The 12,303-nt window shown below is 56.3% G+C and carries 5 protein-coding genes; all 5 read right to left on the minus strand.

Annotation, left to right across the window (positions count from 1 at the left end; translation table 11 throughout):
• Nucleotides 1-21: 21 nt before the first annotated feature.
• The 5 genes from H8F22_RS25795 to H8F22_RS25815 all read right to left on the minus strand — a co-directional run bounded on the left by H8F22_RS25795 (nt 22) and on the right by H8F22_RS25815 (nt 11,030).
• On the minus strand, nt 22-3,111 hold the full coding sequence (locus H8F22_RS25795) for a DEAD/DEAH box helicase family protein (protein WP_194940826.1): 3,090 nt from the start codon (nt 3,109-3,111) through the stop codon (nt 22-24).
• The gene (locus H8F22_RS25800; RefSeq protein WP_194940827.1) at nt 3,108-4,970 is read right to left on the minus strand and encodes a phospholipase D family protein; all 1,863 of its coding nucleotides are present in this window, start codon (nt 4,968-4,970) and stop codon (nt 3,108-3,110) included. Before H8F22_RS25800 ends, H8F22_RS25795 begins: the two co-directional genes overlap by 4 nt.
• Entirely contained in the window at nt 4,967-6,163 is a 1,197-nt protein-coding gene (locus H8F22_RS25805) for a DUF6361 family protein (RefSeq protein ID WP_194940828.1), read from the minus strand. The genes H8F22_RS25800 and H8F22_RS25805 overlap by 4 nt, the downstream gene beginning before the upstream one ends.
• 128 nt (nt 6,164-6,291) lie before the next feature.
• Nucleotides 6,292-7,995 (minus strand): LeoA/HP0731 family dynamin-like GTPase, encoded by a 1,704-nt coding sequence (locus H8F22_RS25810; RefSeq protein ID WP_194940829.1) that lies wholly within the window; start codon nt 7,993-7,995, stop codon nt 6,292-6,294.
• Nucleotides 7,995-11,030, minus strand: coding sequence for a DUF726 domain-containing protein (locus H8F22_RS25815; protein WP_194940830.1), 3,036 nt, complete (start codon nt 11,028-11,030; stop codon nt 7,995-7,997). The genes H8F22_RS25810 and H8F22_RS25815 overlap by 1 nt, the downstream gene beginning before the upstream one ends.
• Between the last annotated feature and the right edge of the window lie 1,273 nt (nt 11,031-12,303).

Raw genomic sequence — 12,303 nt, forward strand, 5'->3', positions numbered from 1 at the left:
CGCTGTTGTGTATGGAAATCTCTAGTCCAGCGCCACTTTACTGAGACTATAAGCACACAAGTCCACACACAGTTCGCGTACCTTAGCCTGATCAAGGCTGCGGTTCTCAGCATCAAGAATGCTCATCAGGTCCGCCTGATCCGGCATTCCCAGCACCAGCCGGTAGAGTGCGCGTTCCCTGATGAGGGCTTCGTAGCGTTCGCATTGCTCACTGCCCGGCACTGCCAGAAAATATTTGTGGCTGCGTGCTCCTTCCACGACCCACCAGGGCGACAGCCCGGAGTCACTGCTTAGCTTTTCATCGGCAAGCTTCGCTAATCTGCACCAAGGGCTCCTGGTTGATGGGTTTGAGTTGAGGTTCTTCCCCAGTTTTTCGGCAATGGCCCTGCGCACGGACAGGCTGGCAAAGCGGGTAATTCGCCCTTCGCGCTGCTCGAGCGCGACTGGGCTGGTGGCCAAGTCCCAATGTGCCAGCGCATCGCACCAAGGATGAAGATCGATGCCCTCTTGCCCCACGGAAGTTGTCACTAGAACATTCGGCCAAAACGGGCTGTTGAAGGCCTTTCGGATCTCGTCAGAACGCAACGGCATATTTTGCTCATTGTCGTCAGGGTCAATGTGTAAGGTTTGACCACGCCCTTCAGACAGAGGCACAGCTACGTGGCAGCGCAGGGTAAAAGTGCGCTGCTCCTCGTTTATACGTTTATCGTGGACAGTGGTGTTGGCATCACGCAGCCCGAGACTCTGGCCAAACTCGTTGAGAAGCTCTACCCAGTCGTTTGAACCGCCTGTGCGCAGGTACCAAAAGTGCTCGTCCAGAACAGACTCAAAGTTGCCATTGATCACGGCACTACGAATTGCTTGTGGATAAATCGCACTCTCGTGAGCACCGAGCACTGCATGAAACCACGCTTTATCGAGATAGGTACGTAGATGCCGCCAGGCAACGGAAGTTATTCGAGGCAAATACTGATCTGCATCAGGGCAGTGTCGACGGAGCACCCTTAACAGAACGACGGCCGGAGAGTCGAGCGCCAAAGCCGTCAACGTGGACAATTCCTTTTCGGTGATTTCGCTGCACGCCTTCGCCGCAGCAGTTTCCCATTTCTTCACGCTAACTTGCAGCCCGTCCGATGGGTCCTCCTCCAACACCCACTGCCATGCTGCTTGCGAGTTATCCCAGAGACCTGCCCTGCTTTCGAGAGCAGCCAAAACGTCCCGAATGTCGCGAGGCGTAGTGTTGCGACTTGCGACAACAGACACACCTAGGTCGTCCAGCTTTGCACGCAACTGCTGCTCGATGGCTTGCTTCATCAACGGTAACGCACCGATGCCCGCTGCCAACGGCTCAAGGTCAGCGAGAAAGGGGGATGGATGAAACAGGTCCAGCAAGTCTGTGCTGCTTTTTTCTGCCTGCAACCAACGGCGCTTGTTGGCTTTTTCGTAGCTGATCGGCTTGTCGCCGCCAAGCGCTTTACTCAACCGGCTTTCCGCAGCGAAGCTGACCAATCCGGCAATCGCGCCTGGCACCGCGCGGTAACGACTGAATACAAGCAGCTTGCTGTTCGCAGTCTCTCCACCAGCGACTGATTTCCAACCGCCTTCAAGCGGCCACCAGGGTAGTGAAGGCGCCGCCCAAGGTTGTAATAACCGTTGCCCGCCTATCGTCTTCATCAGTGCACGCAAACCAGGATGAGGCAACGCAGGCGGCAGTTTATATCGGTTCCTGCTGCTTTTGCTCAGTGCTGCACGTACCGGACCGTTGCTGTTGCTCCAGGCAGAGTAACGATTACCGAGTGTCTGCAGCGCCAAGGGCACCGATTGCCACAGTGGCAGAATCCAAGGGTGGTCTTTAGCCTGGAAGCTCTCGTGCATCTGACAAAACTGATCGATATCGCAAGGCAGAAGTTCTTCCTCGATAATCGCCGCGCCATCCAGGGAAGCGGTATCGCTACGGAGCTTTTGCGGTCGCTCGGTTCTAGACATCAGAGGCGATAGTTTTGCGATCAATTCTTTTCGAATTGTTTTCCCTCGATCGGAGTCGGTCAGGCCTTTGCGCAGTTCCTCGCTAAGGTCATTGAAGAGTTTTTTGGTTTTTATTGCGTGAGCCTGACTACCGGCGAGAAAGCCGACCAGGTTGAAAAAATCCGAGCTTTGATGGCTGCTGTTTTCATCGTTGTTTGTCGGTTCGCGGCGACCGCGATAGGGCGTGTAAGGCGTGGCGGACAACAGCAGCAAAGCTGGCCCCACCCCGGCATTCCCACGAATATGGTTCAACACCAGTGCCGCCGCTCTATCGCGGCCGCGCGTAGCGTCATCGGCATCAGCCGCATCTTCGTCAGTCAGATCTCGAAAGCGCTGAAATTCATCGAAGATGACCAGCCCGGGATTGATGCCTTGAAGGCCGGCGATGGCGAGTGCGGTACGGGCCATACCCCGCAGCTCGGCACGCAGCGATTCGTCGCCCAACATCTGCTTGAGCCGGGAGGGCAATTGTTGCCCAGGGAGCATGCCCAATGTTTCTCGCAAAGCCTCGCGGAAACGTCGCCGGAATTCCGCGCCGCCCAGTTTTCCATCTTGCTCCTGCTGACGATAGTAATTAACCCAATCCGTAAACGAGTCAGCACTGCCCCTCAGGGCATCTTCAAGGGACGTACCGAGTGCAGGTACAATCTGCTGCAGCATCACCAGCGCCAATGCGCGCTCTTCCTTACGGCCATCCTGCCGCTGACCTTTACGGGTTGGGATGGCCGTTGCCGGGGTCAGCGAATAAACGTTGTAGGCTTGGTGTAACGGCTTATCCCGAGTGACTAACAGACTGGGCCGATCCACTGTAGCAATCGCTGATTTACGCTCAATTTCAGGCAAGAAGGTTAACAACCGATCAATATTTTGCTTGGCGATACCTAGATTGGAACAGACGTACAACACAGAGAACGGCTGGTCGCAAGCCGCTCGTGCCAACCCTTCGATGACGCCGCTGCCCACGATAGTCTTTCCTAAACCCACTTCGTCAGCAACCAGAAAGCGCCGCGAACCTGAGGTCTTTTTCAGCGTTTTGAGCGCAGCCTTTATCGTGGCTTCCTGGAACGGTTTTTTCTTGATGCTCATGTGGTTTTCCGCCGCTTGTACATGGCCAACCCGGAACGCAACGCGCCCCATGTTCTGGCGAAGCGTTGCATCTGCTCTTCCATTTTCGGGTCTGTCTGCACGGTCGTCTTTCGCTGCTGCCACAGGGCAAGAATGCGGTCCACTTCATCAAGCCTCGAACGGTCTTTCACCCACAGTCGTAGCGCTTGCTCCAAGCTGGGCAAACCGATAGCAGGAGCGCTACTGACCAGGGGTTTCTTCAGCTGGTCGTCCCAGCTGCCGCCCTCATCACCATTGGAATACCCGGTGAGCACATCATGAATCCAAGCAAGCATCTGACGAGGGCCCAGATAGTCGCTCAACACGGCATCGTCGCGCGTCTGGTCCAGACCCGGACTCCACTCCACCATCTGCACCCATTCAACCTGTTCGCTACCCAAAACCAACCTCACTCGCAGGCAGCCCGAGTTCGCGGCCAGTTCGGCAGTCTCTGGCAGCTTCAGGACGTGGGTATTGCGAGGCCAAAGCGAGGGCTCTTCCACAAGCCGTCCGCAAAAAAGTGAAATATCCTTCTCAACGGGGTGGGGCAGGTCATTAGCCTTGATTACGGCCACGCCCACCTCGCGCTTTTGCTCTGCGCCGAGCAAACGAGCGGCGACATGAACGCGCGCACGGGCCAGCTTGATGGCTGACGTATCCTCCGCAGGCTGCTGCAGCAACGCATCCGGCTGCACCTGCATCGCCATATCCGCAAATGTGCGCAACCCGGCTAACAATTGGTCGCTTGCCGCGCTGGCCAATTTTTGGATTTCAACGCGAGCGACGCACTCGGCATTTCTACTCCAGGCCCGCTGCGTAAGGTTGGCGCTGCCCAGCCACAAGGTATGGCCCGCGCCATGCTCGGCATGGATAAATTTCGCGTGCAGGCCGGTCTGGTCAGCAGGCGCTTTTTCTCCATCTACCGTTAACGACGTGTCTGCCGCGCTATCAAGTACAGGTTCCGGCAGCACCAGTAATTGGGCATAACCATCAAGTGCTTTACCCGCTTGCCCTGCAAGCCGGCTTAACTCCGGGCGTATCGATAACAACTGGCGTTGCGTGTGAGCGCCGCCCCATTTCCCCAATGCTCGTACTGCCTCGCCCTCCAGAAAGGGGGAAACGGCGAAGAGCTGATTTACCTCGGCTGGGGCAGATGGCAATCGGCGCGCTGCATCACCCGGCAGCATTAACTCAAGCTCCGCCACGAGCAGACCCACTGGCACCTGCCATTGCACTTGCTTTATTGCTTTGGAGAGCCCCGACCATTGCCTGAGTTGGGGAAACGATTTGGCTAACAACGCGGCCAAGGTTCCAATTCCAGCAATCACCTGAGGAACAGTTTCACCTTTAACGCCTTCATGGCTTCCAGCTGCCAATACCAAGCCAAGATCCCAGGACATATCCAGGGTCAAATTGCGGCTGCCAAGCATAAAAACCCAGCGTTCATCGCTGACTGAAGGGTCGGCAGGCACATAGCGTACAAGGGCAAACTTGGCGTGCCAGGACTGCCCGTTATGCACTCCCGCAGAGCCCTCATCAAATGGCGCTTGCACGATAAAACGGTCGAACAACGCCACAACCGAAGCGGGCTTGGGAGGCAAGGTCAATCGCCCGCTTTGCACAACAATATGAACGTTGTCGCGCAGCTCGGTTAACGCACGCACCAGGCCGACCCGCGTACCGGAAGCCGACTCATCGTCCTGCCCGGCCAGGGCCAGCAGTGCCGCCGCCACTACCGAGCTGTGCGCGGAGTAGGTCGAAAGCACTGCCCTGTCGGTTCGCCAGCCAGGCGGTGGGCGCAAGTGATCAAGTACCGCCACATGTGGCAGATGCGGGGTCAATTGCGTAAATCCTCTAACAACGTACGAACATTGTCCCAGCGGTAATGCAGGGGTCTGGCCAAAGGATGCGTTTCACTCTCCCACTCCGCCCGGCGCTTGCGGCCTGCCAAATTTGTGGGTAACCGCGCACGCGCTCCTTTTCTCGCACGCTCAGCGCCCGTATAGACTTGCTGCACTATCGAGAACGATGCGGTGTCCGAGTCAAGCCACTGCTGCGTAGCACGCATAACCTCTCGCAGTGGCGCGGACAGGCCGGGAATGGTTACCTCAAGCGCCGTAATATCCAGAGCAAGAGCCGCTTCGCCGTAGATTTCAACCACTTGTTCAAGCCGGTCACGATGCAGGGTAGGACACTCTCGACTCTCACCTGCTTTCAACTGCTCGACCAACGCGGCATATACCGCGCGACCAATACAGGCCAACGCCGACATGTTTTTTGCCAAGAGCAAAGCTCGCCGATCATCTTCGGCAGCCACGTCGCAAATCCTCGGGTCCCAAGGCTCATCGATATCGGCGACTGGCAGGCGTTTCTCTACCAGGCGTGCCAGCAGGCTCTGCTCCGACGACTCGGGAGTACGGCGCAGGCCTAGTAGCTGACGGCGAACAAACGCGCGCTCATCCTTGCTCAAACGAAAATCCAGCGTTTGGTTGTCTTTCAACAGCTCAGGTGGTGCTGCCGGTAATTGAGCAAAGGGCGAAGTTTCAGACTCAAACAACGGCTCGCCATCTACGTCCTGGCGGGGATTACCGGCTTGTTGATGCATGGCCTCAAGGCGCTTGAGTATTTGCTTTCTCGAAAGCGACACGCCATCGGCACGTGGGCGCAGAATCCCCCAGCGGCTCAAGGCCGACCAATAAATCATTGAGGGCGTCTGGCTAGGCAGTTCTAGCAAGTTGGTGCCGCCGATCACGCCTTTACTGGCGTCAGGGTGTGTTTTCAATTGCCGTATCAGGGCCAACTCATTCTTACGCAGCACCGCTGGATTGCCTTTCGCTGCCATCATTAACCAAGGTACAAACAGCACATAGCGCAAGCGTGTATGCAGAACCGAAGTACCCGGAAAAAAACGATCAGCAAAGGCCTGATGCAGGGCTAGAAAACCCACCTCATCAAGCACCCCCTGGGAGTCGGACTTTAGTGCCTCTTCGGCCCTGGCCACCGCACTTCTTGATAGCTGAATCCAGCCGATCATGCACATTGCTCCACTGTTCGGCCTGCCTTGCAGCAGCGCCACTGGGCATCTTTAACCGGCGTTACGCAAAGGGGGCAAACACCTCCGCCGCCCCCCATCTCAATACCCGTTTCACTGCCTCTCGGCATTCAATTCAGCACCTTGAACTGCGCATCGATGGTTTGTGCCTCAACACGCCACGCCTGGAAGCGTTGCTGGCGTTCGTTGCTGTCTTTCAGGCTGTCCTGGAGCATGGCGACGCTGTCTTTGAGTTCCAGATACTTGTCGAAGAATTGCTCTCTGAATTGCTCGGCGTTGATCAGGCCGATCAGCTCCTTACGCTGCTTCTCGAAGTCTTCAACCATCTTCGCGATGGAGGTGCGGAACGCCTCTTCCCGCTTGTATTGCTCCCAGCTGTCCCAGACTTCAATGGCTACGCCGAGGAAGGCCAGAGCACCGTTGGCACCTTTGGCGAACTTCACTGCGCCCCAGGGTTTGAATTTCAGCAGTGAGCCAAGCTCCATGCCTACCATCTTGCCAGCGCTGACGAGGGTGTCGCGGGCGGCCAATACAGTGGTGTTGTTGATCACGTTGCCTTTAAGCAGGTGATTAACGCCCTGTTTGCCGAACGCGCGGACGTTGGTGTTGAAATGGTTGATTTCGGTATCGAAGCCAAGCTGCATCTTCGCCACGTCAAGGGTGATGGACTCGGTCTGGCGGCTGAATTCGTTCTGTAAACGCGTAGCCAGTACGATGCCTTCGGCGCCAATTTCGCGCTCGAAGAAGTCGCCGAAAGTCTCCAGGCTGCTGCCCTTGGCTTGCATGATCAGGTCAGTGAAATAGCGTTCTACGAAGGAACTCAAACTTCTGCGAACAGCTTCAATCTCTAGCCCGGTCTTTTCCAACTGGTCTTCAGAGCGGCTTTTCAGCTCGCGGAGTTTGCTCACTTCCTGCGAGATTTTCTGATCGTTTTCGATGGCAACCGGCAGCTGCTTGTTCAGCACATCACGAATCACGCTGTTGTGCATTTCGCCGGCCAGCGCGGCGCTGCCGCCGTTGTTCTGGATTTTGCTGGTGGTTGCCGATTGCAGGCTGGCGATATGGGACAGCGTTTTGAACTGGCCGATATTGGCCAGCCAATGATCAAAACCCAGATCAAATGGATTGGCCGCCACCGCCACGATGGACAACTGGCCAACTTCCGCTTCGTTCAGCCCCACCAGCTCGCGCAGGCGGCCAGTGACGTTAGTACGTTTCACCGCCAGGTTGGTCTGGTAGTCCTGCTCGTCTTCGACGTCGGCCACTTCATCGAAACGGCTGAGGACAAACACCGTGCGTGGCAGCAGGTCCAGGGTACGGAACAGCCACACCAGATCGTCCTGGTGACTCTCTTTGATCGGGTTGGTGGAGTTCATTACGTAGAGCACCAGATGGGCTTCGCTCACGTATTTCCTGGTGATGTCTTTGTACTTTTCGATGGCGTTGGTTTCGGCGTTTACCTGTTCTTTGAAACCGAACAGCCCGGGGGTGTCGATCAATACAAAGTCGTCGCCCACTTCGTACACCTTCACCTCATTGGACGACTCCTGGTGGCTGATTTTCATGCTGGATTTATCCAGCTTTTCCATCCAGGCCGCGGCGATAGACGTCTTGCCTTCGGAGAAGCCGCCAATCAGGGCCACTTTGAGTTTTTCGCCGGCCACGCTGTCGATGGCGGTTTTCAGCTTGCCTTTTAGCGCCGGGTCAACAAGTACGCCGGCGGCTTCGCCTTGATCGAGGAATTTGAGCAGTTTGCCAAGCAGCTCTACCGAACGCGCTTGCTGAGCCTTGAATGTATCGAGGGTGTTTTCCATTACAGGGTTCCTGCATTGTCGATCTGGCGGGAAATGTTAGTTAGCTGATCGGTCGATTGGCCCAGTAGCTGCACCAGGCTGGCGGTCTGGGTGATGGGGGCTTCAAGTGCCTGCTCCAGCACGCTGATTTTTTTCTCCATGTCCGCCAAGGCGGTTTTCAAACCGTCGTGGAGCAAGGTGCGTAATTGGCCGGTGGCTTCGCGCAGGTTGCTATCAACGGCCTCGCGCTGCTGAGACTTCTTGTAGTCGGGGCTGAACGCGCTTCTTACAGCCTTGTAAGAGGATAAAACAAGGCCGGCGAGCGCGGGGGCAAGTGCCAGCAAGCCGGCTCCGCCAGTAAAGATCGCCGCAGCAATGCTGCCGGCCAGGCCAATCAACAGGGTGCCGACCTTGATGCCGTTGTCGATCTTGATCTTGAGACCGAACTTGCCATTGAGCTTGGTATTGCCGAGTTTGGCGTAGATGCCAGTCAGTTCGCGGGCCTGCGCTTCGAAGCGGGCAAGAATGTCTTCGGCTTCCTTTTGGAAGCGCTCGACCTCCTTCGCGATGGCACCCGGAAGCCGATCGCTCAGTTGCTTTTGCTGGGCGTCGATGGTGTCGCGGAACGCTTGCTTGAACTCATCGTTGCTGATGTCGGCGTCGATGAGTTTGTACATCGCATTTCGCACGTCGCTGACAAACTGATCTATCTCGGTTTCACCGGCTGATTCCAGGCGTTTTTTCAGGGATTTAAAGCTGCCCTTCAATTGCACCTGGGCACTGCGGCCGTCCAGGCGGAGGTTCTCCAACAACTGGCTGAACCTGCCTTTGAGCTCTTTCAGCGCTGTAACCGTCTGGTCCAACGCGTCCTTGGCCTTATGGAAGTTGGCCCGGGTTATCTTGGCTTCGCTGCCATCAAGCAGCTTGCCGTTGAGCAGGTACAAAAACGCGCGCAAGCGGGTTTTTTCCAGCAGTTCTTCGGCGTCGAAGTCAGCAAGAATCTTGGTGCGCCGAGTGGCATTTTGCGAGTTGGGTGCAAAGTGATCGGTTGAGGCCAGAAACGCAGGCAGTGCCGAGAGGGGAAACACCTCGCGGTAGTGGTCGCCAAGCTGCCCGCGCATCTTCTCGTTGAGCCCTTCCAGGCTCACGGCTTCGTCTTCGGAGATTAGCGGGCGGTTTGTAAGCGAGTGTTTAGGGTTGGTGATTTTCTTGTTGAAAATCGTCCAGACCTCGGTTTGCGCGCCCAGGTGTTCCTTGATTTTTTCCAGAGTGCCTTTGCGTTGCGCGTCACCGGTTTGTGGTGGCGCCGCCTGGTTGGTGACGTAAAGCACGGCGTGGGCAGTTTGCACGGCTTTCTCGATCTGGCTGACCACCAGCCCCTCGTTACCCTCGATGCCGGGCACATCCAGCAAGGCGAATGGTTGGCCGTTCAGCTTCAAGTCGTAGCGCTGGGTTTGGCGGGTGAAATCGGCACGGCCATCGCCAATGATTTCGCCGTCGCCCAACGTTTGCAGCTTTACCAAGTGGCTTTCGCTTTCCTGCGTTTGTTGCACGAGTTGTTGTGCCAGCGCGTGTTTGCCTCGCTCCACTTCGCTGAATTGGGCGCGCAACGGCTCAATGGCACTGTCACGGGCGGCAGCCACCAATGGCGGCTGCTGCTCGGCGAGTACCAGTTGCGCCTCTTCCGGCATTGGCTTGAACAAACGAATCAGCTTCTGCCAGAGCGAGGCGGTTTCCTTGCGCTCGGCAATAAGCGCCCTGAGGGAACTAATGGCATCAAGAGCATCGCTGTGCAGGCGGTTATGGTGCTCGGTAGTGTTGTCGAGCTGTTGCGCCAGCCCGGCAAGCTGAACGTCGGTCTGTTCAACGGCCTGTTGCATGCGCTGCAAGTTCTCTTCGCTTAGTTCGTATTTGATTTGTAACTCACGGAATGCGTGTTGATGGGCGACCTTGGTAGGCTCTTGCAGCAGAATGCGCAGGGTTTCAATAAGGGTCGATTTTCCCGCACCGGTTTCGCCATACACCGCGATAGTGAAGGTTTTCCACTCGGCGTTTTCCTGGAGTTCCTTGAGTTGTGCCTTCAACGTGGTTCGTTGCTCGTTCAGCAGTTCTCGCGCGTCTTGTTGTGCCAGATTCAACGCAGGATCGGTCGTCTGGTTGCTCAGCGACAGAGCGATACGCGCCAGCTCATCATTGACGTGCTGATAAATATCGCTGGCCGTTTTGAGTTCGAGCGTCATCGTGCTTACTTCCTGTAAATGAAACGGTTCAGGCAGGGGAACGGTGGTAGCCAGCCCCTCCTCCAGCACTCCTAAACCTTGAACTTGCGAGGTGGTTTTGAACCGTACCTGGGTCAGCACCTCAGGGAGATGTTTCCAATAGTCGCTGTGACCGAAGCCGGCGATCCGGATATTCTCGAAATGCTCAACCTCGTTGCGGCCCAGGCAAACTTCCCCTGCATTCTTCAGCAACGTCCAATCCGATTTGGAATAGGCATTGATCAAACGGCCTTTGAGCACACCGCGCATTTGATGCGCCTCGGCGGGCTCCACAGTGACAGCGGCAGCCATCAGCAACACATCATTGACGGCGAGCGAATGTGACTGCGCGGCGACAAGTTTTTTCAGGCTACTGATAATCAGACGCCCGCCGAGCGAATGACCGATCAGGTTGATCGTGTTGATACCAAGGTGGTGGTCGCGCAAGTATTCGCTCAGTTGGTCGAGTAGCGACTCGCCCATTTCCTCGGCTCGCGAGCGTATTTTCCAAAAATGCGAGCCACGATCGACAGCAGCCACGGCGGCACAAATCGGCAACGACACGTCACTTGAAACCTTGAGTAGTGTTTTTGACGTCCGATTGAAACGGGCAAAATGGCTGGACGGCCAGAAGGCGAAAATATTCGTGTGGCATCGAATGGATTCAGGAATGCTCGCCAGCAAGGTTTGCCGGTCTTTAACACTATGGCCGGCGCTATAACCGTGGATGAAGATATTCGCTTCATTCGATCCGTGGCTTTCGTTTCCTAGGCTGCTGAACGTAAATAGTTTGCTCATCGAGTTCTCGATATCCCTGTTACTTCAGCCAGCTAGACGATGCATGCACCCGTATTTTTTTCGCCCAGACCAAAGGGCCCCGGCAGGCTGTCCAGATCACGCTGCAGCATACGCAAACTTATTGAGATGCCTTCTTCGTGCAGTTTTCCAGCAACGTAGTGGTCGCGCGACGCTGAGGTTCTCGTGGGATTAGTCGTAAAAAAGCGAGCTGCCTGAGCAGCGTACCCTTCGCTTCGGACATCACAACTTCCTTGTTAAAGAGGATGAAAAATGGCGGCTACACGCCGCCATCTCTTTGACGACCATAACTTACCAGATGGCTCATTGCTATAACCGGCCGTTAAGAAGCCCGGCCGGCATAGCCTGCCTTAACCCTGCATTAGAATGTGTCGCCCAGACCAATGCGAGATGAACTACCCCTCGCAGAAGGTTGTAGCCTGTCGGTTAGGGCGATCAATGTGACCAAAGACCGCAACATCCTACCCATACGGTAGGCCGCCGACACCGGCGACAACGCGCGTAATCCGTGGCTTGCAGCATGGCGCCAGAAGTGGCGACTGTAGCCAGATCTCCCCTCCGGCCAAGCCCCTGCGCAGGGGAAGGCTCTGCATTCCCCTGCGCAGGGGCTCACATTTAAAAGACAACGAACGGCTAATCGCGCATCCCACACTACTCACGATTATGGTCCTTAGCAGCTCGATGACCTTTTCATGGCGACAACGGCGACAGTGGCGACAACCCCCGTCCTGCCTGGACTGGAGCGTGGCGACAAAAGTGGCGACAGTCGCCACTTTATCGCCGAAATCGTTTAAAGGCTTGACCACTTTTGGCCACCGGCGTACGAATGAATGCGCAAGCCGCTGTCATCGACAGCAACCCTTAGAGGTAGCCCGAACCTAAAAGGCTACGCCACATGGTGGGTGGTTCTCCCCAAGTGCGACTAGCGTCCGGCAGCTCGCACGGTCACAGCACTCGCTGTGATGGATGCCTACTTAACATCAATGACGTCCGCAGCATCTGCTCTCCACTCTGCTGCCCTGCAGCAACGCCACCGCTTGGCTCATTCGCTGCGCCAACTCGTGCCCGTCTCTTTCTTCAGGAAAGAGACCGGCGCTCCTACCATTGCTGCAGCCCTGCTCGCACGGGCCTTTGCGGCTTTCCCCCTCGTGACAATCGGCATGACAAACATCGAATGCTCACTCGCCACAGCGATGCCGATGATGGTGCCGCAGCCCACGGAATGGACTGCACCTGACTGACAGTCAGGCATGCC

The organism is Pseudomonas mucoides (genome assembly GCF_015461845.1).
Classification (GTDB): Bacteria; Pseudomonadota; Gammaproteobacteria; order Pseudomonadales; family Pseudomonadaceae; genus Aquipseudomonas; species Aquipseudomonas mucoides.

Bases quoted from the DNA above. Each gene is read 5' to 3' on its own strand.
- H8F22_RS25795 (WP_194940826.1), bottom strand. From the start codon at position 3,111: ATGAGCATCAAGAAAAAACCGTTCCAGGAAGCCACGATAAAGGCTGCG.
- H8F22_RS25805 (WP_194940828.1), bottom strand. From the start codon at position 6,163: ATGATCGGCTGGATTCAGCTATCAAGAAGTGCGGTGGCCAGGGCCGAA.
- H8F22_RS25810 (WP_194940829.1), bottom strand. From the start codon at position 7,995: ATGGAAAACACCCTCGATACATTCAAGGCTCAGCAAGCGCGTTCGGTA.
- H8F22_RS25815 (WP_194940830.1), bottom strand. From the start codon at position 11,030: ATGAGCAAACTATTTACGTTCAGCAGCCTAGGAAACGAAAGCCACGGA.